The sequence below is a fragment of the Streptomyces aureus genome, assembly GCF_000725495.1.
GTDB classification, from domain to species: Bacteria; Actinomycetota; Actinomycetes; order Streptomycetales; family Streptomycetaceae; genus Streptomyces; species Streptomyces aureus_B.
Map to the genome: position 1 here is coordinate 306,187 of NZ_JNZD01000006.1, position 21,324 is coordinate 327,510.

Sequence of the window (21,324 nt, forward strand, 5' to 3'; positions counted from 1 at the left end):
TGCCGCTATCGCAAGGGGCACGAGGTGAGCAGCGCCGTGGCGTCCGCGTCCTTGGGGCGGAGCACGGTGTGGCCGGCGGGAGGGCGTCCTTCGCCGGAAAGCCAGCGCTCCAGGGCGGTGAAGGCCGCGTGGTGGCAGGGGGTCATCGGACGGAGCCGGCCCGGGAACGCGTCGACGAGGGAGTCGGTGTGGGTCCCGTCCTCGATGCGGTAGTACCGCAGTAGCGGCCCCCGTCCGGCCTCGCGCACCATCCGGGCGTAGACGTCCCCGTCGCGGCTGATCGGAAGCAGCACGTCGAGCGTGCCCTGGAGGGTGACGAGCGGTTTGCCGATGCGCCCGGTCAGCGCGATGCGGTCGACGGCTCGGTGCACGGCGCGGGGGCGCGTTCCGTAGTCGTAGTCGGTGTCGCAGCCGGGGGTGCCGGAGGCGCAGAACGGCGTTCCGGCCTCGGTCGCCCCGTCGTATCCGGGGTCCAGTTCCTCGCGGTAGATGCGCTGGGTCAGGTCCCAGTAGGTCGCGTAGTGGTACGGCCACAGGAACTCCGACCCGGCCGGATAGCCGGCCGCGTACATCGCCTCCCGGGCCTCCCCGGCGCCGGGTCCGCCCGCCGCGTGGACCGGATAGGCGCGCAGTGCGGCCGGCAGGAACGCCAATAGATTGGGGCCATCGGAGCTCCAGAGCGTGCCCTCCCAGTCGACGCCTCCGTCGTAGAGCTCGGGGTGGTTCTCCAGCTGCCAGCGGACCAGGTAGCCGCCGTTGGAGATGCCGGTGGCGATGGTGCGGGCGGGCGAGCGGCCGTAGCGCTCCTCGACGACCGTGCGGGCGGCCCGGGTGAGCTGGGTGAGCCGGGTGTTCCACTCGGCGATGCCGTCGCCGGGGCGGCGGCCGTCCCGGTAGAAGGCGAGGCCGGTGTTGCCCTTGTCGGTGGCGGCGTAGGCGTAGCCCCGTGCGAGCACCCAGTCGGAGATCGCGCGGTCGTTGGCGTACTGCTCACGGTTGCCCGGTGTTCCGGCGACGACGAGTCCGCCGTTCCAGTGGTCGGGCAGCCGAATCACGAACTGCGCGTCGTGGTTCCACCCGTGGTCGGTGTTGGTGGTGGAGGTGTCGGGGAAGTAGCCGTCGATCTGGGTGCCGGGCACTCCGCTGGGTGTCGGGAGGTCCTTGGGGGTCAGGCCCGCGTAGTCGGCGGGGTCGGTGTGGCCGGAAGCGACGGTCCCGGCGGTGGTCAACTCGTCGAGACAGGCGGCCTGTTGGTAGGCGGCACCGGGGACTCGCGGCGGATCGTCCGGCGAGCAGACCCCGGTGCGCGGGACGTGGCCGCCGACGGCGGGTGACGGCGCGGCGGCGGCGAGGACGCCGGAACCGGTGGTCGCGAGCAGGAGCGCGCAGAGCCCGGCACGCCATCGGGGCCGCCGTCGGCCGGGTGGGGTGACGTCCGTGCTGGAGAGGAGCATCCGGGACCTCGAATCCGCAGGGGGAGGGAGTGGACGCGCCGGACGCTAGTGAAACGGATTCCGTGGGGACATGTGCCGGGTCGCCATGATGACGGGGGCGGGAGCGGGGTCGGCGACCATGGCGGCCGATCTCCGCTTGTGCGAGCCGGAGTTGAGACCCTGACGGGAACGACTGCGGTCGGCGGGGGTGCGGTGGGGCGACTCCGTGCGGGGAGACCCGCTCAGGGGCGGGGCGCCAGCACCTCCAGGGCGCCTGTCTCGGTGTCGTAGCTGCGCAGGGTGGTGAGCGTGACCGTCAGCGGCGGCGTCGGCAGCAACTCGGGGATCCGCCGGTCGGCGAAGGCGCCGGACCGCCGGGAACGGCCGAGCGTGACGTGAGGGCTCCAGCGCGCGGGGTCGTGGAGGGGGTTGAGCGTCTCGGGCGGGCTGTCGGAGGCCACCGCGTCCCAGGCCCGGCCGTGCAAGTCGGCCAGCGCGGAGTCGAGTTCGAGTCCCCAGGCCAGGACCGAGGTCGGCCGCTCGAACCGGACCACGCCGGAGATCCGCACCGGCAGCGGCAGCGCGGCGGCCACGTCGGCGAGTTCCCAGCGGATCGGGGCGGTCAGCTCGGGACAGGAAGCCAGGGTGACGTGCGGGCTGTTGGTCGGTGAGCGGAGCCGCGCCTGACTGGGCAGTCCCGCCTCCACGAGCCGTCGCCACGCCTCCCGGACCGCGAGGTCCGCCGCCTCGTCCAACAGGACCTCGACCGTACGCACCGGGGCAGCATACCTACGCCGGCCTGCGGTTTCCGCGGTGCGCGGCCGGGTGCGCCGGACCGGGAGCACGGCAGCGGGCCGCGCGGCGGAGGTCCGCCCGAGGGGTGCAGGGTCCCGCCGTCAGGAAGCAGCCGGGCCGCACCGCCCTTGCCGCCGAGCCGAGCCCGGCACGGCTTTCGCACGGCCCTGGCACTGCTTTCGTACGGCCCTGGCACGGACTTCGTACGGCCCTGACACGGCCTGCGTACGGCCCTGACGCGGCGTTCGTACGGGCCCTGGCGCGGCCCTCCGTCTCGGGGGAGGACGGAGGGCCGCTCCTCCACCATGCACGCGGGCCATGCCGTTGGCATAGGTGGCTGCCCGGACAATTCGGCGCGGAAGTAAGTCAGCACCCCCTCGGGAGGACGCCCTACTCAGGACCGACGACCACGTCACCGATCTTGGCCTGAAACCGGACCAGCCGATCCCCCGCGAACCCGACCGTCGCGACGAAGGGCAGGCTCTTGTCGCAGCCTGCCAACTCCCCTCCGCAACACCGGAATCGAGCCCATCAGCCCTGTCGGCGCTGATCCGACGCCGCCCACAGGTCCGGGCAGAGCACCGCGACGACGCGTTCGAAGCGGGCCGCCATCTCGTCGGCCGTCTGCTCGGGGTGGTGTCGCCACCAGGACACCGCGGCGCTCACCGTCCCGTACCAGAGGTGGGTGACGAGGTCGGCGTCGAGCGGTTCGACCTCCGGGGAGGCGTGCAGGAACTCGGCGACGCCCACCGCTCCCAGCCGGTTGAGCTCCCTGCGGTACGCCGTCGCCGCGTCGTGCAGCGGCCCGTCCGGCGGAAGCGTCGCGTCGTAGACGAGTTCCCAGTCGTGCAGGCGGGACGCGAGCGCACGAAAGACGGCCTCCAGCGTGCGTACGGCCCGCGAGAGGTCGGAGGGTCCCTGCTGGGCGGACGCGACGGCCTCGACGAGGCGGGTCCCGGCCTCGTCGAGACAGGTCAGATAGAGGCTGTCCTTGGACCCGAAGTACTCGTAGATCATGGGTTTGGTGATGCCGGCCAGTGCCGCCACCCGCGCGGTCGAACCGCCCGCGTAGCCCTTGACCCCGAACTCCTCGGCGGCCGCCTCCAGGATCAGCCGCTCCCGGTCCTTGCGGGGCATTCCCTTCGTGCCCACGCCCTGTGTCGTCCTCGGCTGCTTGCTCATGTCCCCACCCTATGCCAAAGTGACCGCTCGGTAAGTTACCCGACGTTCAGTTCAAGGAGCTGGGGGCACGATGAGCGGCAGGACGCGTTCGTGGTGGGGCTGGGGAAACATCGAGGACGCCGTGACCGGCGCGGAGCGGGCGGAACTCACCCGCCGCACCGCCGCGTTGCTCCCGGACGCGGATCTGACCGTGCACGAGGCACCGCCGATCGAGTCGTTCGACGTGGCCCCGAGCCGGGTCACCGCCCCGCCCGCGCTGGCCCGGCTGGCGTCGTACGACACCCGCGACCGGCTGGCGCACAGCCATGGCCAGGCCTTCCGGGACGTCGTCCGCGCGCTGCTCGGGCAGCTCCCCCATGTGCCCGACCTCGTCGTGCGCCCCACGTCGGAGGCCGAGGTGGTACAGGTCCTGGAGTGGTGCGACGGCGCCGGCATCGCGGTCGTCCCGTTCGGTGGCGGCACTTCCGTGGTGGGAGGCGTCGAAGCGCGTACGGGCGCGGACTACGCCGGAGTGGTCAGCCTGAATCTCGGCCGCCTGGACCGGGTCCTGGAGGTCGACGGCACCAGCCGGGCCGCCCTCGTCCAGGCCGGCGTCCTCGGCCCCCGCCTGGAGGAGCAGCTCAGGCCCCACGGGTACACGCTCCGGTTCTTCCCCCAGTCCTTCGAGTTCTCCTCGCTCGGCGGCTGGCTGGCGACCCGGGCCGGCGGCCACTTCGCGACCCGCCTCACCCACATCGACGACCTCACCGAGTCGCTGCGGGTGGTCACGCCCGCCGGTGTCGTCGAGAGCCGCCGTCTGCCCGGTTCGGGCGCCGGCCCCTCCCCCGACCGGATGTTCCTCGGTTCCGAGGGAGCACTCGGGGTCATCACCCAGGCCTGGGTCCGCCTCCAGGACCGTCCGCGCTGGCGCTCGGGAGCGTCCGTCGCCTTCGAGGACTACGAGGCGGGGGTCCGGGCCGTACGGGCCCTGGCGCAGTCCGGGCTCGATCCCGCCAACTGCCGGCTCCTGGACCCGACGGAGGCGTTCATCAACGCTGGCAGCCCGACCGCGGTGCTGGTGCTCGGCTTCGAGTCCGCCGACCACCCCGTCACCGCCTCCCTGGACCGCGCCCTGGAACTGTGCCGCGACCACGGCGGCACCCTGCCCGAGCCGCCGCGCCACACCGACTCCGCGGAGGCGGCCGCGCGGACCTCGGCCGCCGACACCTGGCGCTCCTCCTTCCTGCGGATGCCCTACCAGCGGGACGCCCTCGCGGCCCAGGCCATGATCGTGGAGACGTTCGAGACAGCCTGCACCTGGGACCGGTTCGCGGCCCTCCGGGCGGCCGTCGACACCGCGGCCCGGGACGCCCTGCGCCAGGTCGGCGCCACGGGGGTCGTGACCTGCCGGTTCACCCATGTCTATCCCGACGGTCCCGCCCCGTACTTCGGGATCTACGCGGCGGGCACATGGGGCAGGACCGTCGAGCAGTGGGACGAGATCAAGCGGGCGGTCTCCGAGGCGCTGATCACGCACGGCGCCACCATCACCCACCATCACGCGGTGGGCCGGGACCACCGGCCGTGGTACGACCGGCAGCGCCCGGACCTCTTCGCCGCCGCGCTGCGGGCGGGCAAGGCCGTGCTGGACCCGTCCGGGATCCTGAACCCCGGAGCCGTGATCGACCCCCTGCGCTGACGCCACTCCTCGTGCCACGGCCCACCGGCATCACGCACGGCGCCCACGGCGGCCTCAGATGTCGGACGGCGCCTCGGTGAACCGGTTCAGGCCCAGCACGGCGAGCAGACCCAGCTTCTCGTGGCCGTCGGTGCGCGGCGGGGCCGTGAGGACGAGGAGGGTCTGGGACTGGTCCTCGGTGAAGAGCGCCTGGCAGTCCAGCTCGATCGGACCCAGTTCGGGATGCAGGAGGGTCTTGTGGTCCTCGAAGCGCTGCGCGACCTCGTGCCGGTCCCACAATTCGGCGAACTCCACGCTCGTCCTCTGGAGGGTCCGTACGAGTGTCCCGGCACGCGACCCCGGTCCGCGCAGCCCGTGGGCCGCCCGCAGATTGGCGACCTGCGCGCGGCTCTGCCGTTCGTGATCGTCCTCGGGGTAGATGGTCCGCTCCGACGGATCCGTGAACCAGCGGTAGATCGCGCTGCGGGAGAGCCCCGTGTGCCGTGAGGCGTCACCGAACAGGGCGACGGCCATCCGGTTCTGCACCAGCGTCTCGTTGAGGTCGGTCAGGATCATCGCGGGCGTGTCGTCGAGGTGGTCAAGCACGCGCAGCAGTGCCGGGGCGACATGCGTGGGGGCGGACAGCCTGGCCGGCGCGTTGCGTCCGGCGACCCGGTACAGATAGGCGCGCTCGTCGTCGGTCAGCCGCAGGGCGCGGGCGAGCGAGGCCAGCATCTGATCACTGGGCTGCGGGCCACGGCGCTGTTCCAGCCGGGTGTAGTAGTCGGTCGACATCACCGCGAGGGAGGCCACCTCCTCACGCCTCAGGCCCGGGGCCCGTCGTCGTGCGCCCGGAGGAAGGGCGACGTCCTCCGGGCGCAGCGCCTCACGGTGACGGCGAAGGAATTCGGCCAGTGCTGCTCGGTCCATGGAGCCATTGTCGTCCGCTGCCCGAGGACGAACCAGGGATCGCCGATCCCCCGATAAACGGTCTCTGCACCCGCGGCGACGAAGCGGTCAGGATCGGAGCATGAACATCTCCGGAAACACCGTCTTCATCCCCGGGGCCACCAGCGGTATCGGCCTCGCCCTGGCCCTCGCGCTGAAGGCGAGGGGCAACACCGTCATCGTCGGCGGCAGGCGCACCGACGTGCTGGAACGGATCGCGGCCGAGCACCCCGGCATCGACACCGTACGTATCGACACCGCGGACGCGGACAGCATCACCGCCGCCGCACGGCAGGTGCTGACCGCCCATCCCGACCTCGACGTCCTGGTGACCATGGCCGGAATCATGCAGGCCGAGGACTGGCGCAAGCCCGAGTCGTTCCTCGCCGGCGCCGAGTCGATCGTGACGACGAACGTGCTCGGTCCGATCCGGCTCATCGGCGCGTTCGTCGAACACCTCCAGACCCGACCGTCCGCCACGATCATGACCGTGTCCTCGGGCCTGGCGTTCACCCCGCTGCGGATCACGCCGACCTACAACGCGTCGAAGGCAGCGATCCACATGCTCAGCGAGTCCGTCCGGCTGCAGCTCTCCAGCACCTCCGTGAGCGTCGTGGAGCTCGTACCGCCGGCAGTGCGCACGGAGCTGATGCCCGGTCACGAGGAGAACGAACACGCCATGCCGCTCGACGAGTTCATCGCCGAGGTCATGGACCTGATCGAATCGCAGCCCGACGCCAAGGAGATCCAGGTCGAGCGGGTGAAGTTCCTGCGCTACGGGGAGGCACGCGGCGACTACGACCAGGTCGTCGAGACCCTCAACGCGCCGCAGCCGGTGCATCCGTGAGCTCTTGGCTCGGGGGTACCGCCGGTACGGTCAGTAGGGGGTCGCCACATTGTTCTCGGCCCAGAGCTTCTCGGCGTCGGAGCCCGCCGGGGGCGGCGCGATCCCGTTGATCATCCAGAGGTCCTCACTCGTCTCGTCGACGTGGAACTCCCAGTGCAGCCCTGCGTGCCGTTCGACGTAGGGCTGCAGCATGCCCTTGATCCACCGGGCGTTCCGGCGTCGGCTCTCCCGGTCGGGGCTGCGGCGGGCGATGTGGTCGATGGCGATACGGACCCCGACAGGGGCGGGTTCCCCACCCACGTAGAAGTCCTCGGGCCGGGTCTCGTGGAACAGCGTGACCACATAGAACCGGGGCAGCCCGGCCTTCTCGTAGTGGTCGGCTATGTGCGAGGCGAGCCGGTGCTTCTCCTCGCCGGTGAAGATCCCGGGCGTGTGATGAATGGTCCACAACGGCATGGCGGTTCGCCACTCCTCGATGGTCGGATCGGCCGTTCAACGGGCTTCTGGGACAGCGGACTTGACATCTGACTAACACTGTCGTTATCCAGATCGAATCACGCCCGGCTGGCTAACGCAAGCGTTAGTTACAATGGCGGTGTGGTGATGAACTTCGAGGAACGGCTGAGCGACCGGGACGCTTGGTCGATCGGCGACGGATGCTCGGCGGGACGCGTACTGGACCTGCTCAGCACCAGGACGGCGTTCCTGGTGGTCCGCGAATGCTTCTACGGCACCACCAAGTTCGACGACTTCGCGGAGCGGATCGGGACGTCGGCACCGGCGGTGTCGCGAGCACTCAAACACCTGAAGGCCGCGGGTGTCGTCGAGCCCGTTCCCTACCGGAACCCGGGGGAACGGGCCCGCACCGAGTACCGGCTGACCCGGGCCGGCGAAGACCTGCTGCCGGTGTTCCTGTCGCTGATGCAGTGGGGCGACAAGTATCTCCAGGAAGACCGCCCGCCCTTGACGTTCGTCGAGGCAGAGACGGGGCGTCCGGTCCGGGCCCGCGTGACCGCCGAGCCGGCGCCGGAGGCGGGATCCGAGGACATCGAGATCCGGTTGAGCCCCGACTGGCGGCGCGATTAGGTTTCTTCGGATGTGGACCGGCCGGACTTGGACTCGGGCGGGCGGGGCTTGGTTGTGGGCGGGCCGCTCTTGGACGGCGGGTCGGCCGGACTTGGACTCCGGGCGGGCCGGTCGCGGGCTGCGGGTCGGCCGGACTTGGAGTCCGGGTGGGCCGGTCGGGGGCTGCGGGCGGGCCGGCATCGGACCGTGGGCGGACGCCCTCCATGACGCACCTCCGAATGGCCCCACCGCGTAGAACACCCGCTTCACCGCGACCGAGTACTCCCACCGACTTGAGTACGTGTACTCACGTGGCGAAGATCGCCTGTTCGGAGACTTGGCGCATGAGACGAAACGCCGCCCCGGCCGGAACCGCCACCCGCTCCCCACACCACCTGCGACCCATGCTCGCGATGGCGACTCTCGCCGCGCTGACGCTCACCGCCTGTGGCACCGAGGAGACAGGCGCCGGCGGACCGCAGAGCGACCGCGCCGGCACCAACGGCGTCGGGACCGGCGCCGCCTTCACCGAGATGCTGGACAAGGTCGCACGGCAGTGTCCCCCGAGCGCTCCGCCGGAGGCGCCGCCGACCGGTCCGACGCGGCCGATGCCGTCCGGGGAGACCCCTCCGAGCGACGCCGTCGAGCCGATCGCACCCACGGCGGGACCCGAGGTGGAGCTGAACGCTCGCGACTGGTGCGCGGGCAACCTCCATGAGGAGCGCATCGCCCAGGCGCTCTGGAACCTGGAGGACCCCACCCCCACCAAGGTCAGGGCGATCCTGAACGACCTCGGCTACATCGACGGGCGCATCCACGGCCTCGAGCAGTCCGGTACGGCCACGCGATTCCTTCTGGACCTGCGCGACCAGGGCGGACGCCTCTGCCTGGACGGCTCGGCGGCCGGCGAGGAGACCGTCGTCGACAAATGCGTGGCCCCCGCGACCGGCCCCTTCCAGGCCGAGGACCGGAAGGTGTGACGCCGCCTCGGCCCGATGCTCCACCCGCCGTGCGCGTGGCCAGTCAGGAAGCGGACGACGGCGGTTCGCCCGCCCCGCCCGCAAGCTCCTGGCCCGCGATGTCGCCGAGGCACAGGGCGGCGAGCCGCGGGAGGCGGCTGTGCATCTCGGCCGGGTCGTCGAAGTCGAAGTCCTCGCCCATGTCGTTGTGGTCGCACAGCGGGCAGTCGAGCGAGGCCTCGTACTCGGTCCACGCCTCGTAGAAGTCCTCGTCGTCGCCGGTGATGCGCCCGAACGCGCGGGCGGCCGCGTAGTTGGTCTCCTCGTCGAAAAGCGCCCAGTCACGACGGGCACCGGCGGCGGCGATCACCGCCGGGTGCTCGGCGAGCCGGTCCGGGGAGGCCGCCGCCCTCTCGTACCAGTCGCGGCCCTGCGCGACGAGGCCCGCCCGGAAGTCCATGAAGCTGTCGTCCGAGCAGCCTCCGCCGATCAGATAGGCGGCCGCCCACACGTCCCACCGGTACACGGCCCCGCTCGCCTCGTCGAAGCGCTCCTGGTAGCACAGGATGTCTTCCTTGGTGCGGGTGGCCAGTTCATCGGTCAGCACCTCGGCGAACGGCCTGTCCTCCGTGGCCGCCGAGCGGGCGGCCTCGATCACGGTCCAGAACTCAGTGGTGTCCATGTCCGGGCACTGTGCCAGGCGGGTCTGACAACAGCGCCTGCTCGTCTGCTCACTGGAGTGATGCGCCCCCGGCTGCACACGTGCCGCCGCACACCAAGCCCCCGGCCACCATGGCGGGCCGGGGGCTCCCGATCACATCCGCCGCACATTGCCACTTCGTGAAGCAGTTCGCCGGGAACCTCGCCCGAGCGCCGGTCAGGCGACCCGCTCGAGGCCCGCCTTCACCGACTGCCGGGTGCCGTCCCGCTTGATCGTCTCGTAGGCGAAGTCCACCGTGTCGCCGGGGCGCAGGGTCAGGGTGATGCGGCCGTTCGTGACGCAGTTCCCGGACTGGATGCTCTCCCCGAGGATCACCTGGTCCATGCCGCCGACCGCGGTCAGGCTCACGGTGCCGTAGCAGTCGGAATCCTCCATGGCGTAGTGGACGCTGCCGACCTGCTCGCGCAGGGCGCCCTGCTCGAGTTCCACGGTCACGCGGTAGTGGTCGGTCCGTGTGGCGTCGACCTCCTCGGCGTATCCCTGCCAGCGCCCGCGGAACGCGTCGGGCAGACCGACAGTCGTGACGACGGTGGTCGTCGCGGCGGCGGGGGTCGAGGGGGCCGGGGTCGCGTCGGTCCCCTCGGACCCTCCGGGGGCCGCGGGCGCGCTCGGCGGGACCGAACTGCGGGGGACGACGGAGGTGTCGGGCGCTTCGGAGGCGGGCGAGGCGCCGCCGACCGACGGCCCGGAGGCGCGTTGCTCCACATCGCCGCTCAGCTGCACGAACAGTCCGATGAGTGCCGCGACGATCGTGGCCGCGGCTCCGATGAGGGCCACGACGAGCGCGCCGCGGTTGGAGTCTCCGGAGGTGTGAGGGACCGGGCGCTGCGGCCGCCCGTAGGGGTCCGGCGGGGACTGCGGTCTGGTCATGACGAGGCCTCTGATGCGTGGTTCAGGGAAGATCAGCCCATATTGCCGCCCAGGCACCACACTTGTGCGACTTTCACGCAAATCCGACGAATGGATCATGCTGAATCGATTCGCCGGGGACTGGCACCTGACCGGACCTGTGCCCGCTGCGACACGTGGCGCAGGAGGGACACATGACGCGAACGCCATGGATGACGGAGCGAAACACCTCCGGCCGGTGGCACCGAGCCCGAGCCGCGGCCAAACCCCGTGGCGGTAGGGCAGGGGGGTCCGGCATGATCGCCGCGAGACGGTGACGCTCCCGCTTCAGGAGATCCTCACCGTCACCATCACCCCGGCACGAGCACGGAACCCGAGCCCCACACCATGACCAGTTTTCTGACCCACCGAGCGCGCGTGCACGACACGGGCCTCCCCCTCGACAGCCGGCACAACGCGCTGCGAACCTGCGTCACCCTCTTCGCTCCGTACGGCTTCCGCGCGACGTACCACCACCTCACGCTCAGCGCCGGGATCCCCCGACGGCTGGAGGCGGACCCGGATGCGCCGATACGGGCTGTTGACGAACTGCACGAGGCCCGGGTGCTGTGGCTGGCGCGGGCACAGCGGTACGCCGAGCAGCGCCGGGCCGAGAAGCGCGAGGGGCGGCGGGCCGTGCCGGACCCGCGACCGTGGTGGCTGCGCCGGACTTGGGAGGGCCCGAGCCGCGCCTGGTACGAGGACCCGTTCCGCCACCCGTCGCTGCGCCTCTCCGAGTACGTATAACGGCAGAACGCGATCCTGGACGGCACCGATCTCCCCGGCTGCCCGGCCTGTGGCGACGAGCGACCACTGGAGCAGACTCCGACCGGGCACGGTTGCGTCGAGCTGTGCCGCGGGTGCTCGTGGGCGCCGATGAACTGCCCGTGCGGGCAACGGCACCGAGTCGTGCCGGAGACCACGTACGGCTGGAACACCATCTGGCGGCGCGGTCACATGGGCGACGACGGCAAGCCGAACCCGCACTGGCCCACGCCCCGGGAAGCCGCTGGGAACATGCCGTCCCCCGCCGGAGAGACGACCGGTCCCTGACCCGACAACGTGACCGCCGCGAGGCCCCGTTCACCACCGGGTCGGGTCCGGCGACGATCCATTCGGCCCCGCCCCGCCCCATGGCCAGTCGGTCAGATCGGCAAGGACGTCGCAGTGCGGGTCGTCCAGGGCCGGCCGTCGATACTGCTCTTCTCGACGAGGACGGGCAGGGAGGCGATGAGGCCGGTGGCGGGCGTCTCTGTCAGGCGGATGTCGGCGCCGACGATGCCGGCCCCGTCGCGGCGGTGCACGTACAGGCGCAGCAAGCCGCGACCGTGCATCAGGAAGCCGACCAGGAAAGGGTTCGCGTCGCCGTCGGCCCCCGCCCGGGCGTGTACGACGGCGAGCACCCGGCCTTGTTCGGGCTCCGGGTCCGGGTCCGGGTCCGGAGTGATCTCCTGCGGCCGCAGGCGGAGGAGTGTCATCCCCATGACCTCGCCGACGTCGCTGCTGCTGTAGAGCTGGGGTCCGGTCAGGACAGTGCGCAGCAGACCGGGGATGGAGTACGGGGCGACGGTGCCGTTGGGGATCTCGTAGAGGAAGTCTTGGGTGTGCGCCTGGTCGCCGGCGCGAATGGCGACCCGGACGGCGCCGGGGGCGGGCAGGACGCCGCGCAGTCGGCAGTACGCGGCGACCGGGGCGTTCAGGAAACAGAGCATGCGCCGGGTGACGTCGGCTTGCTGTGCCCGGTCTTCGGAGTCTGTCATGCGTGCCTCCATCGCGAACCTAGTCGTTGTTCGGCCCGATGCCGCCGACCCTGGCCGGGGCTCCGTCGGAGGCGAACGCGTCGTGGAAGGTGAAGGCGTGCGGCACGGGACCGTGGGCGCGGAGGTGCTCCAGCCTGGAAACGCCGTCCCGCCAGGTAGGAATCACGCCCTCGGCGACCCACCAGAACACATAGTTCGGGTGGTCCGTCCTCTCGAACCAGTCGTGGCGCCTGCTGAGCGCCTCACGGTGTCGACCGGCGTAGACCGCGTCGAAGGCGGGGCGCAGGTCGGTCCAGAGGGAGAGGGTCGTGGCCAAGGCGGTGGTTTCCGCCGTACGGCCCTTGTCGTACCAGGTGGGTACGGCGAACTCTCCCCACGCACCCCAGTCCGCCTCGAAGAGCACGCCCCGGGCGCCGTCCGCCGCTTCGGCATGCCCGAGGTGTCCGGGGTGCCGGCTCATCCTCCGGTAGACGGCCTCCCCCATGGCGTAGAACTCGCCCGTGAGGGGCCCGGGATCGGCGAGAGGCGACTTCAGGACGCCGAAGGTGTACAGAGCAAGATGGGGCATGCGTGTCTCCCTGGATGAAGCTGGCCGGCGTGGACCCGGTTCAGTGGCTTGCGCACGGGTGCGGGATGGTTCGTGGGCGCGAGCGAGCCGCCCGGTCGCGGCCGGCCCAGCCCGAAGAAAGCCCCTGTGCGGCCGCGGACGACCGCCGAAGACGCCATGAACGTAGCCGCCGTCGCGATCCCTGTCGAAGTTGCAATTTCCCTGTCCAGATGGCCTCTTGGGCAGGTCTCGCAGGCCGCAGGGCGCCTCGCCGAGGTGAAATCATCCGGCGATCGGAGTCGTCGTGATCTACCGTCTGACCGGTGAACAGCCACGACACCCACCTCGACCTACCGGACGCCGTGAGCGAGCGGCAGGACCGCAACCATGGCTGATCTACAGCTCGTCTGGACGCTGTCCGGCCGCGGGTGGGCCGACTGCAAGGTCGCCGATGCACGAGCCGAAGCCGAGATCATCGCCTCGTACATCACCAACGCGCCGGAGGACCTTCTGACGGCGGTCGCCCGACTTGTCGCGGGCGAGACCGAGACGCGTGCCCAGTTCGAAGCGGAGCCCACGGCTTTCCGGTGGATCTTCTACCGTGCGGACGACGACGTGTGGATTCGCCTCCTTGAGCTGCCGAACGGCTCCAAGCACGACAACGTCGGCACCGAGATCTGGTCGTCCCAGCAGAACATCGACGTCGTGGCGCGAGCAGTGATCCGCTGCTTCGACGAGGTCGCCGAGAAGTACGACGTGAGTGGCTACCGCGGCAAGTGGGGTGAGCACTTCCCGCGCACCGAGCTCGAAGCGCTGCGATCCCTCTGGCGCACACACCGTTCCGACCGCACGCCCTGAACTCCGAACCCCGCCGAGACAGTCAACCCACCTCTACCAGCCACAAGATCAATTATCGGGCGATCCCTGGCCGGAATCGGGTGCGAAGTTCGGGACGAAGAGGCTCAGCCGGAAGGTGGTCGGCCGGACCAGGCGCCCGCAGAGCATGTCCACTCGCACCGCAGTCCAGTCGATTTGCGCGTCCGACTCTCGGAGACGGCGGAGGTGAGCGTGCCATTGCGACTCGTCCTGAGTCTCGAAGAGCACCTCCCAGCGACCCGCGTCGGGCGCGAAGCGAGCAGCCATCCGCTGTGCCTCGTCCTGCTGCTGACGTTGCCTTTGACGTTTCCTCTTCCTCTGCCCTGGCATCGGTCCAGCATCGCTGCGCCCCACCATCACAGCAAGGCGATTACGTGCTGCCCGAAACCCAGCGCAACGTTAATCATTTATCAGAAGCTCCAGCGAGCATCGAGGTAGTCGCTCGCCGTGGTCACCGGGGCTGTCGCCGAAGTGTCCGCGACAAAGAAGCGCCACTGGTCGAGATGCGGCGAGCCCTCGTCACGCTGAGATCGGCTCATCCTGCGTGTTCGCACGCCACAACTACCGCCCGAGGCCGGGCGACCACCCAGTTTGGGAGGACGGACTGGTCGGTAGCGGGACGGGCCCGCTGATCTACTTCGGCGCACGGTGGAACAGAGGCGAGGAGGTGTCGGCGTTCGCCGCGCAGGTTGCGACGTCCATGGGGCTGGTCTGCTTCGACGTCTCGCGCGGAAAGCTGCTGTCGCATTAGGAACCCGTACTCAGCATGTCGCTTAGGCTCGTCTCCGTTGGGGGGTGGGTATGGAGCAGGCTGTCTTCGAATCTGTCAGGTACTCCGCGGTGTGCCACAACTGCGGTGCCGAACTGGAGTGTTGGGGAACTCAGGCCCTCACGTACAACGGACTGGAGTGGGACGTCGAGTCAGCGTGTTCCGCCTGCGGAAGTGCGGTAGCCGCGTGCGGTGGCGACATACCGACCGAACGGCGGGAGCAGATGCTCTCCGAGCACGGACCCGCGAGGCTGGAGGTGAGCAGTCCGCCGACCCAGAGTGTCGCCATCATGCGAGTACTGCGGACTGAGCTCGGTGTTGACCTGGCGGGCGCCAAGGTCTTGGTGCGTCGCGTGCTGAACGGCGGCTACTCGGGAACGCTTCCGGAGATGGAACGCCTGGCTCGCAAGCTGAGAGCATCCGGCATCTCCGCTGTGGCGACGCGACCTTGACGCGGAGGTCAGCGTCGTTGGCTCTGGTCTTCCTTGCTTCCGCGTATGGAGCGCTCAGGCGGCGTCCAGCTCCACTCCCGCCAGTTCAGGCATCGCCCGCAGAAAGTCGGGGACACCGTGGAGTTCGTCCAGCCGTTGCTCGTAGGACTCGACGCGCTGCGCGCAGTCCTCGGCGAGGTCGGTCAGCGGGCCGAGCAGATCACCACGCGACGCGACGACGACCGAGTCGTAATGGCCCGTGTCGACACCGATCGTGAGGTCGACGAAGATCCCGTCGTCCCCGAGGACGTCCCCCAGCACCGGCCGCACCGGGCCTCGCAACGCGGCGGTCAGGCGCTCGAAGCGCTCGGCGCCCGGCGGGATGGCGAACACGGTGATCTCCGAGGAGGCGTCGAAGAGCACGGCGTGCAGCGCGGACACCAGGTCCCTCGGGGTCGCCAGTGGGAACAGGCCCGCGCGACCGGCGTTCGCCACCTCCCAGTCGGTGGGCCGAGGACGGATCCGGACGCAGGAGCGCCCGGGCACGAAGCCGATGTCCCGCGACTCGGCGGTCAGTTGTTCGGCGTCGACCTCGTACTCCCAGTCGACCAGAACCGGCTCCCGGCCCAGGGCCCGCGCGGCCTCATCGCGGTAGTACGTCGGAATCGCATACCGGGCCAGCCCGGCCGTCAGGCGCCAGACCAGACCCACGTAGACGGCGACTTCCTCCATATTGTTGTTGTTCACCGCCCACTCGGAGAACGGTGTCCTCTCCTCAGGCCATTCTGCGAACAGCCCCGGCCAGTTCCTGGACACGGTCAGGTCGTCGCCCGGGAGGTAGTGGAAGGCGTGGACACCGTGACTCGGGGCGGCGGAGAACCGAATGGGATGCACCGCGCCAACCTAGCCGTCCTCGCCTCGCCGGAGCCCGTGGATTTCGCCTCCGCAGCAACAGCGGGAGCAGCGTGCCCAGCGTCCTCTGGCCCCGAGCCGGACTCCATCGAGAGCGTGGGACGTACGGGCGTATCGTCGGGAGTGGCGAAGATACAAGAACTATTCACACGTAGCGCCCGGGCACGTCACCTGGGGGAACGAGGAACGGGGGCACCATGCCAAGCACTCCGACGGCATCCGGACCCGACGACGCGACCCACGCGACCCGGACGCCGCCGCCCGAGCCGGTCCCGTTCGCACCGGGCTCCGTCCTGTGGGACCTCGCGGGTGACGTACGGATGCTTCTGGCCCTGCCCGCCGCCCTGGTGCTCCAGGTCGCGCACCCGGCCGTCGGCGCCGGCGTCGACGACCACTCCGTCTTCCGCACCGACCCCTGGGGCCGCGCGGAGCGCTCGCTGCGCTCGCTCCAGCTGTGGGTCTACGGCGGCGACCAGGCCCTGGAGGAAGGACGCCGACTGCGGCGCCTGCACAAGACGATCTCGGGCACGGACCACAACGGCCGCGCCTACCACGCCCTGACCCCGGCCTACTACGCGTGGGTCCACGCCACCGCCTACCCGGTCTTCCTGCGGGCGGCGGAGTACATCTCCCGCCCCTTGGACGAGGACGAGCAGCGCCGTCTCTACGATGAACTGCTGTGCCTCGGTGACATCCTCGGCATCCACCGCCGTGACATGCCGCCCACGCCGGAGGCGTTCTGGGAGTACTTCGACGCGATGGTCCGCGACGAACTGGAGGCGACGATCGTCGTCCGGGAACTGCTGGACCCGCGCCGCCCTGTCGCCCTGCCGGACGGATCCCCCGCCCCGCTCCGCCTCCTCTGGCCCCTGCTGCGCCCGCCGCTCGCGCGGTTGAACGTCTTCGTGACGACCGGACTGCTGCCGCCCGGGGCACGGGAGCGGCTCGGCCTGGCGTGGAGCGACCGGGACGAGCGCCGGCTGCGTCGCTTCGGGGCGGTCGTACGCAGGACGGTCCCACTGCTCCCGGAGCGGCTGCGGTTCCTCCCCCTCGCCTACGCCGCTCGCCGCTCGGCGGCCGGACTCCCCTCCCCCAGGACGCCCTCGGCACGGTGACCCGAACCTTCCTCCGGGCGTCGCGCGGTCGGTGGCTCTGCCGAGCCGCAGGCGCAGCTCGGGCCCGCAGGTGCACTCAAGGCACCTGCGGGCCCGAGCCCGAGCCGGACTCCGGGGGCGTCAGTCGTGCAGCGCCGTCTTCAGCGCGTCGACGGCCAGGCGGCGGGCGACGTTGGCGGCCCGCGTGTCACGCAGGCTGTCGAGGAGCAGGAAGTCGTGGACCATGCCGGCCACGCGGACGGAGGTGACGTCCACACCGGCCTCACGGAGCCTGTTCGCGTACTGCTCGCCCTCGTCGCGCAGCACGTCGGCCTCGTCGGTGATCACCAGCGTGGTGGGCAGCCCCCGCAACTGTTCCAGGGAGGCCTGCAACGGAGAGGCGTACACCTCCTTGCGCTGGGCGTCGTCGCTCGTATAGGCGTCCCAGAACCACTTCATGCCGTCGCGCGTGAGGTAGTACCCCTCGGCGAACTGCAGGTAGGACGGGGTGTCGAAGTCGGCGTTGGTCACCGGGTACAGCAGCACCTGGGCCTTGAGGTCGATCCCGCCGCGCTCCTTGTTCATCAGCGCGAACACCGTGGACATGCAGCCGCCGACCGACTCCCCCGTGACCGCGATGCGCGAGGTGTCCAGACCGTGCTCGGCGCCGTGCTCGAGCACCCACTGGCCCACGGCGTAGTTCTGCTCCACCTGCGTCGGATACTTGTGCTCCGGAGCCCAGTCGTAGACGGGGAAGACACCCGCAGCGCCCGCGCCGACCGTGAGTTCGCGGAAGAGCCGGTCATGCGTCTTGTCGTCACCGAAGACCCACCCGGCGCCGTGGATGTAGAAGACCACCGGCAGCGGCCCGCTCACGCCCTTCGGGCGGATGATCCGCGTTCGTACGGTGCCCCACTGCCCGGCGTCGACCTCGACCCACTCCTCGTCGACGTCGGGTCGTGGCACGCTCGCGTCGCTCTGCAGACCGAGGAGGATGTCCCGGCCCTTCTCCGGTGGCACTTCGTAGATCCGCGGATGCGGGTCGGTGGCCTCGACCAGCTCTTTCGCGGCCGGTTCGAGGTAGGGGGTGATCGGGGGCGGCAGCTCAGACATGATTCTCCAAGTCACGAGGACACGTGGTGAGCGCTCCTGCGGCCTGCCCGGCCGCAGCCGTCGGCGCGCGCGACCGCGCGCGCCGGAACGCCTTCCATCGTTCGCGTCATCCCCCGGGACTGCAACCGCACCACGGGCGGGACGGGACTTCCCGGGTTCGACGGTGCGGCGCGCCGACGCGGAGGCCGGCGAGCGCGTTTCCCCAGCAACATCCGCCGGGGCTCGGCACATCGGCGTCATCCGTGGCCTTGGCGCCATCGTCGTTTTCGGCGCGGCCGGGACTGCTAGCGCGCCCCCGTGGCCGCCTCGGCCACGTCGCTCACGAGCCGTTCGGCGAGACGCTCCGAGGAGGCCGGGTTCTGCCCTGTGTAGAGGTTGCGGTCGACCACGACGAAGGGGCGCAGCGGCAGACGAGCCTTGGCATAGTGGGCGCCGCGTTCGCGCAGGCGGTCCTCCAGCAGCCAGATCGCCCTGCGGCCGAAGCTGTTCAACTTCTCCTCCAGGTTCGACAGCCCCGTCATCCGGTAGCCGGTGAAAGGCCAGGACCCGTCGGGGTTCCGCGCCGCGAAGGCGGCCGCCGGCGCGTGGCACAGCAGCGCCAGGGGCTTGCCCGAGGCCAGCACGCGGGTGATCAGGGCTCCGGAGACCGGGTCGACCGCGAGGTCCTCCATGGGTCCGTGGCCTCCCGGATAGAACACCACGTCGTAGTCGTCCGGGTCGATCGTGTCGAGTGACCGCGGAGCGTTCAACTCGCCCTTGATGGAGGCCAGATGGGCGGCGACCTCGCGCAGCTTCGAGGGCCGGCCGGCGGTCCTGGACATGCTCAGCCGGTCCAGCGTCGGCGCCTTCCCGCCGGGGGTGGCGATCGTGGCCTCCCAGCCCGCGCCGGTGAAAATCTTGTGCGGCATCGCCAGTTCCTCACCCCAGAATCCCGAGGGGTGCACCTCCCCGTCGCGCAAGGTCCAGCGGTCTGCCGCGGAGACGACGAACAAGACCTTGGTCATGTCGATCCTTCTTTCCGCGCAGAGGGCACGCCTTCCGGCCGCCGCGCCCATCGATCCCGTCGATCTCCGCTGTGCGGGCCCCCGACCATCATCTGCCCGCCCCGGGGCTCGGGCCATCCGCCGCGACCGCGCCCGTGCCCGCCCCCGTGGCCGTGACCTTGGCCGTGCCTGTAGCCGTGGCCGTGACCTTGGCCGTGCCTGTAGCCGTGGCCGTGACCTTGGCCGTGCCTGTAGCCGTAGCCGTCCCTGTGGCCGCGACCGTGACCGTGACCGTGACCAGGGCACGCCCGTCGGCCGCCTCCTGCGATGCTCACAGCGCTGCCGTGCTTCGCGCCTCGGACAGCCACGCGCGGTAGCGGCGCAGGGCGCGTCGCTGTCTGCGCTGATCGGCGATGAGCGCCACCGCGGGGTGCGTACCGGGGGTGGGCCTGCTGCCACGGGCGATCCTGCGCAGCTGATGCCGGACCTGGGCCATGCCGGCGGCGGACGCGAGGGCCTTGTCCGACCATGTCACCGGCCGCAGCCGCCGTTCCGCCTCGTTGCCGCGACGCCAGCGGTCGGGCAGATCGGGGGTGACGGCGAGGGCGGTGCCCATGCCGACGACCGCCACCCCGCTGCCGAGGACCTTCTCGGCGGTCTCACGGCGGGTGATGCCACCGGTGAGCATCAGGGGAACCGGGCTGGTGCGGACGAGGTCCTCGGCGAGGTCCAGGAAGTAGGCCTCGCGGGCCTGCGTGCGGGAGTCGGCGGCGCGGCCGGACATGGCGGGGCTCTCGTAGCTGCCGCCGGACAGTTCGACCAGGTCCACGCCGAGCGGTGCGAGCATCTCGATCACCTGCCGGGCGTCGTCGGCGTCGAATCCGCCGCGCTGGAAGTCGGCCGAGTTGAGCTTGACCGCGACCGCGAAGGAAGGCGACACCGCGCCACGCACCGCGCGGACCGTGTCCAGCAGCATCCGGGCCCGGTTCTCCAGAGATCCGCCCCATCGGTCGGTGCGCTTGTTGACCAGGGGAGAGAGGAACTGCGAGAGCAGGTAGCCGTGCGCGGCGTGGATCTCCACGCCGTCGAATCCGGCCTTCTCGGCCCGGTGAGCGGTGACCGCGAAACGATCCACGGTGGCGGCGATCTGCTCCGCGGTCATCGCCGACGGCCGGCCGAAGCGGCCGCTGTGCCTGCCCAGGTCGACGCCGACGTCCGAGGGCCCCCACACGACACCCGGCATGTCGGAGCCGACCTGTCGGCCGGGGTGGTTGATCTGCATCCAGATCGCCCCGCCGCCGCTCCGGCCCGCCTCGGCCCACTCGGTGAACGGTTCCAGGGGCGCGGCCTCGTCGAGGACGACGCCGGCGGGGCCGGTCAGGGCCTCGGCGTGCACCATGACGTTTCCGGTGATCAGCAGTCCGGCGCCGCCGGCGGCCCACTGCCGGTACAGCGTCAGCAGTTCCTTGCCGGGGAGCTGGCCGTCGTCGGCCATGTTCTCCTCCATGGCGGCCTTCGCGATCCGGTTGCCCAGGACCTGCCCCGAGCGCAGGGGCAGCGGTGTGTACAGCTCGCTCGACATACGCGTCTCCTTCTTCCCTCTCCACGCCCTACAATGTGTGCACCGCTCACATTAGAGGACGATGTAAGCGGCGTAAACATCAGGGAGGGTGACCTGTGCCGCAAGCCGCCGCGTACCACCACGGAGATCTGCGGGCCGCGTGCCTGCGCGCCGCCCGTGAACTGCTGGAAGAGGACGGCAGCGCCGGCCTGTCCCTGAGGGCCGTGGCCCGGAGGGCCGGGGTGTCCCCCACAGCCCCCTACCGTCACTTCGCGGACCGGGATGCCCTCGTGTCCGCCGTCGCCGCCGAGGGGTACCGCGAACTGACCAACGAGCTGGCGACCGCCCACCCCTCGCCCTCGACACCCGAGGAACTGGCGGCCGTCGCCGTCGCCTACGTACGTTTCGCGCTCGACCATCCGGCGCTGTTCCGGGCGATGTTCGCCGAGCCGTGCGACCCGAAGAGCGAGGAACGGGTCGCCGCCACCGCGGTGATCTCGGAGTACGTCCAGGGCATCGTCCGCGCCGCCTTCCCCGGCTCGGACGCGGGCGCCCTGGCCACCGCGGTGTGGGCGCTCGTCCATGGCCTGGCCTTCCTGCACCTGGACGGCAAGCTCGACGCCTCCACCCCCGAGATCGTCGCCGCCCAGGTCCGTACGACGGTGAACGCGCTCTTCACCACCGCCCCCGGCCTGACAACGGCCCCCGAGGCCCGCTAGAGCGTGTCTCCTTGATGCTCGGGCGAACCGTACTCGCGCGGTGTTCGGCCCCCGGATCAGGCCT

23 protein-coding genes are annotated in these 21,324 nt (G+C 70.8%); 9 read left to right on the top strand and 14 right to left on the bottom strand.

From position 1 onward, the window contains the following. Window positions 1-5: 5 nt before the first annotated feature. From IO36_RS14095 to IO36_RS14105, 3 genes are all read right to left on the bottom strand, one after another. Window positions 6-1,454 carry a 3-hydroxybutyrate oligomer hydrolase family protein gene (locus tag IO36_RS14095; RefSeq protein ID WP_037619838.1) on the bottom strand — a complete coding sequence of 483 codons (1,449 nt, stop codon included), beginning with the start codon at window positions 1,452-1,454 and terminating at the stop codon, window positions 6-8. 221 nt (window positions 1,455-1,675) lie between these two features. After that, window positions 1,676-2,209, bottom strand: a complete 534-nt coding sequence (locus IO36_RS14100) for a 2'-5' RNA ligase family protein (RefSeq protein WP_037619839.1) — start codon at window positions 2,207-2,209, stop codon at window positions 1,676-1,678. A 550-nt stretch (window positions 2,210-2,759) separates the two neighbouring features. Further along, window positions 2,760-3,410 carry a TetR/AcrR family transcriptional regulator gene (locus tag IO36_RS14105; protein ID WP_051900429.1) on the bottom strand — a complete coding sequence of 217 codons (651 nt, stop codon included), beginning with the start codon at window positions 3,408-3,410 and terminating at the stop codon, window positions 2,760-2,762. A gap of 70 nt (window positions 3,411-3,480) precedes the next feature. On the opposite strand from IO36_RS14105, the gene IO36_RS14110 reads away from it, so the two are divergent. Then, window positions 3,481-5,088, top strand: a complete 1,608-nt coding sequence (locus tag IO36_RS14110) for an FAD-binding oxidoreductase (protein ID WP_037619841.1) — start codon at window positions 3,481-3,483, stop codon at window positions 5,086-5,088. 54 nt (window positions 5,089-5,142) lie between these two features. Here IO36_RS14110 and IO36_RS14115 read toward each other — a convergent pair whose 3' ends face one another. Next, window positions 5,143-5,997, bottom strand: a complete 855-nt coding sequence (locus IO36_RS14115) for a helix-turn-helix transcriptional regulator (protein WP_037619843.1) — start codon at window positions 5,995-5,997, stop codon at window positions 5,143-5,145. Window positions 5,998-6,097: 100 nt separating this feature from the next. Here IO36_RS14115 and IO36_RS14120 point away from each other — a divergent pair, with 100 nt between their 5' ends. Beyond that, a complete protein-coding gene (locus tag IO36_RS14120; protein ID WP_037619844.1) occupies window positions 6,098-6,862 on the top strand; it encodes an SDR family oxidoreductase in 765 nt (254 codons plus the stop codon). 30 nt (window positions 6,863-6,892) lie between these two features. On the opposite strand, the gene IO36_RS14125 is transcribed toward IO36_RS14120, so the two are convergent. Next, the gene (locus tag IO36_RS14125; protein ID WP_037619845.1) at window positions 6,893-7,318 is read right to left on the bottom strand and encodes a tautomerase family protein; all 426 of its coding nucleotides are present in this window, start codon (window positions 7,316-7,318) and stop codon (window positions 6,893-6,895) included. A 147-nt stretch (window positions 7,319-7,465) separates the two neighbouring features. Here IO36_RS14125 and IO36_RS14130 point away from each other — a divergent pair, with 147 nt between their 5' ends. Together IO36_RS14130 and IO36_RS48120 are read left to right on the top strand one after the other, a co-directional pair. Then, window positions 7,466-7,948, top strand: coding sequence for a winged helix-turn-helix transcriptional regulator (locus IO36_RS14130; protein WP_037619846.1), 483 nt, complete (start codon window positions 7,466-7,468; stop codon window positions 7,946-7,948). A gap of 323 nt (window positions 7,949-8,271) precedes the next feature. Next, window positions 8,272-8,907, top strand: a complete 636-nt coding sequence (locus IO36_RS48120) for a hypothetical protein (RefSeq protein ID WP_245173268.1) — start codon at window positions 8,272-8,274, stop codon at window positions 8,905-8,907. Window positions 8,908-8,950: 43 nt separating this feature from the next. Here IO36_RS48120 and IO36_RS14140 read toward each other — a convergent pair whose 3' ends face one another. Both IO36_RS14140 and IO36_RS14145 read right to left on the bottom strand, forming a co-directional pair. Continuing rightward, complete coding sequence (locus IO36_RS14140; RefSeq protein WP_051900431.1) at window positions 8,951-9,568, bottom strand: DUF4240 domain-containing protein; 618 nt, start codon at window positions 9,566-9,568, stop codon at window positions 8,951-8,953. 195 nt (window positions 9,569-9,763) lie between these two features. After that, window positions 9,764-10,477 carry a hypothetical protein gene (locus tag IO36_RS14145; RefSeq protein WP_037619848.1) on the bottom strand — a complete coding sequence of 238 codons (714 nt, stop codon included), beginning with the start codon at window positions 10,475-10,477 and terminating at the stop codon, window positions 9,764-9,766. A gap of 366 nt (window positions 10,478-10,843) precedes the next feature. On the opposite strand from IO36_RS14145, the gene IO36_RS48125 reads away from it, so the two are divergent. After that, the gene (locus tag IO36_RS48125) at window positions 10,844-11,242 is read left to right on the top strand and encodes a hypothetical protein (protein ID WP_037619970.1); all 399 of its coding nucleotides are present in this window, start codon (window positions 10,844-10,846) and stop codon (window positions 11,240-11,242) included. A 162-nt stretch (window positions 11,243-11,404) separates the two neighbouring features. Next, the gene (locus IO36_RS48130; protein WP_245173269.1) at window positions 11,405-11,548 is read left to right on the top strand and encodes a hypothetical protein; all 144 of its coding nucleotides are present in this window, start codon (window positions 11,405-11,407) and stop codon (window positions 11,546-11,548) included. A gap of 92 nt (window positions 11,549-11,640) precedes the next feature. Here IO36_RS48130 and IO36_RS14155 read toward each other — a convergent pair whose 3' ends face one another. Next, entirely contained in the window at window positions 11,641-12,255 is a 615-nt protein-coding gene (locus IO36_RS14155) for a hypothetical protein (protein ID WP_037619849.1), read from the bottom strand. Between the two features lie 19 nt (window positions 12,256-12,274). Beyond that, window positions 12,275-12,823 carry a DUF3291 domain-containing protein gene (locus tag IO36_RS14160; RefSeq protein WP_037619850.1) on the bottom strand — a complete coding sequence of 183 codons (549 nt, stop codon included), beginning with the start codon at window positions 12,821-12,823 and terminating at the stop codon, window positions 12,275-12,277. A gap of 366 nt (window positions 12,824-13,189) precedes the next feature. Here IO36_RS14160 and IO36_RS14165 point away from each other — a divergent pair, with 366 nt between their 5' ends. Continuing rightward, window positions 13,190-13,660, top strand: a complete 471-nt coding sequence (locus tag IO36_RS14165) for a hypothetical protein (RefSeq protein ID WP_209441199.1) — start codon at window positions 13,190-13,192, stop codon at window positions 13,658-13,660. 428 nt (window positions 13,661-14,088) lie between these two features. Here IO36_RS14165 and IO36_RS48925 read toward each other — a convergent pair whose 3' ends face one another. Both IO36_RS48925 and IO36_RS14180 read right to left on the bottom strand, forming a co-directional pair. Then, window positions 14,089-14,217, bottom strand: coding sequence for a hypothetical protein (locus tag IO36_RS48925; protein WP_280923724.1), 129 nt, complete (start codon window positions 14,215-14,217; stop codon window positions 14,089-14,091). A 736-nt stretch (window positions 14,218-14,953) separates the two neighbouring features. Then, entirely contained in the window at window positions 14,954-15,772 is an 819-nt protein-coding gene (locus IO36_RS14180) for a hypothetical protein (protein WP_051900432.1), read from the bottom strand. Window positions 15,773-15,987: 215 nt separating this feature from the next. Between IO36_RS14180 and IO36_RS14185 the strand changes: the two genes are divergently transcribed. Next, window positions 15,988-16,905, top strand: a complete 918-nt coding sequence (locus IO36_RS14185) for an oxygenase MpaB family protein (protein WP_051900433.1) — start codon at window positions 15,988-15,990, stop codon at window positions 16,903-16,905. A gap of 120 nt (window positions 16,906-17,025) precedes the next feature. Here the strand turns inward: IO36_RS14185 and IO36_RS14190 are convergent, their stop codons facing one another. The 3 genes from IO36_RS14190 to IO36_RS14200 all read right to left on the bottom strand — a co-directional run bounded on the left by IO36_RS14190 (window position 17,026) and on the right by IO36_RS14200 (window position 20,562). Next, window positions 17,026-17,997 carry an alpha/beta hydrolase gene (locus IO36_RS14190; RefSeq protein WP_037619856.1) on the bottom strand — a complete coding sequence of 324 codons (972 nt, stop codon included), beginning with the start codon at window positions 17,995-17,997 and terminating at the stop codon, window positions 17,026-17,028. A 284-nt stretch (window positions 17,998-18,281) separates the two neighbouring features. Continuing rightward, a complete protein-coding gene (locus IO36_RS14195; RefSeq protein WP_037619857.1) occupies window positions 18,282-19,001 on the bottom strand; it encodes a type 1 glutamine amidotransferase domain-containing protein in 720 nt (239 codons plus the stop codon). A gap of 310 nt (window positions 19,002-19,311) precedes the next feature. After that, complete coding sequence (locus IO36_RS14200) at window positions 19,312-20,562, bottom strand: NADH:flavin oxidoreductase/NADH oxidase family protein (protein ID WP_037619858.1); 1,251 nt, start codon at window positions 20,560-20,562, stop codon at window positions 19,312-19,314. Between the two features lie 95 nt (window positions 20,563-20,657). On the opposite strand from IO36_RS14200, the gene IO36_RS14205 reads away from it, so the two are divergent. Further along, on the top strand, window positions 20,658-21,260 hold the full coding sequence (locus tag IO36_RS14205; RefSeq protein ID WP_037619859.1) for a TetR/AcrR family transcriptional regulator: 603 nt from the start codon (window positions 20,658-20,660) through the stop codon (window positions 21,258-21,260). Window positions 21,261-21,324 lie beyond the last annotated feature (64 nt).

Excerpts from the sequence above, each read along its gene's own strand:
- IO36_RS14140 (WP_051900431.1), bottom strand. The coding sequence starts at position 9,568 with ATGGACACCACTGAGTTCTGGACCGTGATCGAGGCCGCCCGCTCGGCG.
- IO36_RS14145 (WP_037619848.1), bottom strand. The coding sequence starts at position 10,477 with ATGACCAGACCGCAGTCCCCGCCGGACCCCTACGGGCGGCCGCAGCGC.
- IO36_RS14125 (WP_037619845.1), bottom strand. The coding sequence starts at position 7,318 with ATGCCGTTGTGGACCATTCATCACACGCCCGGGATCTTCACCGGCGAG.
- IO36_RS48125 (WP_037619970.1), top strand. The coding sequence starts at position 10,844 with ATGACCAGTTTTCTGACCCACCGAGCGCGCGTGCACGACACGGGCCTC.
- IO36_RS14185 (WP_051900433.1), top strand. The coding sequence starts at position 15,988 with ATGCCAAGCACTCCGACGGCATCCGGACCCGACGACGCGACCCACGCG.
- IO36_RS14200 (WP_037619858.1), bottom strand. The coding sequence starts at position 20,562 with ATGTCGAGCGAGCTGTACACACCGCTGCCCCTGCGCTCGGGGCAGGTC.
- IO36_RS14195 (WP_037619857.1), bottom strand. The coding sequence starts at position 19,001 with ATGACCAAGGTCTTGTTCGTCGTCTCCGCGGCAGACCGCTGGACCTTG.
- IO36_RS14105 (WP_051900429.1), bottom strand. The coding sequence starts at position 3,410 with ATGAGCAAGCAGCCGAGGACGACACAGGGCGTGGGCACGAAGGGAATG.
- IO36_RS14165 (WP_209441199.1), top strand. The coding sequence starts at position 13,190 with ATGGCTGATCTACAGCTCGTCTGGACGCTGTCCGGCCGCGGGTGGGCC.
- IO36_RS14160 (WP_037619850.1), bottom strand. The coding sequence starts at position 12,823 with ATGCCCCATCTTGCTCTGTACACCTTCGGCGTCCTGAAGTCGCCTCTC.
- IO36_RS14115 (WP_037619843.1), bottom strand. The coding sequence starts at position 5,997 with ATGGACCGAGCAGCACTGGCCGAATTCCTTCGCCGTCACCGTGAGGCG.
- IO36_RS48120 (WP_245173268.1), top strand. The coding sequence starts at position 8,272 with ATGAGACGAAACGCCGCCCCGGCCGGAACCGCCACCCGCTCCCCACAC.
- IO36_RS14130 (WP_037619846.1), top strand. The coding sequence starts at position 7,466 with ATGAACTTCGAGGAACGGCTGAGCGACCGGGACGCTTGGTCGATCGGC.
- IO36_RS14095 (WP_037619838.1), bottom strand. The coding sequence starts at position 1,454 with ATGCTCCTCTCCAGCACGGACGTCACCCCACCCGGCCGACGGCGGCCC.
- IO36_RS48925 (WP_280923724.1), bottom strand. The coding sequence starts at position 14,217 with ATGAGCCGATCTCAGCGTGACGAGGGCTCGCCGCATCTCGACCAGTGG.
- IO36_RS14110 (WP_037619841.1), top strand. The coding sequence starts at position 3,481 with ATGAGCGGCAGGACGCGTTCGTGGTGGGGCTGGGGAAACATCGAGGAC.
- IO36_RS14155 (WP_037619849.1), bottom strand. The coding sequence starts at position 12,255 with ATGACAGACTCCGAAGACCGGGCACAGCAAGCCGACGTCACCCGGCGC.
- IO36_RS14120 (WP_037619844.1), top strand. The coding sequence starts at position 6,098 with ATGAACATCTCCGGAAACACCGTCTTCATCCCCGGGGCCACCAGCGGT.
- IO36_RS14190 (WP_037619856.1), bottom strand. The coding sequence starts at position 17,997 with ATGTCTGAGCTGCCGCCCCCGATCACCCCCTACCTCGAACCGGCCGCG.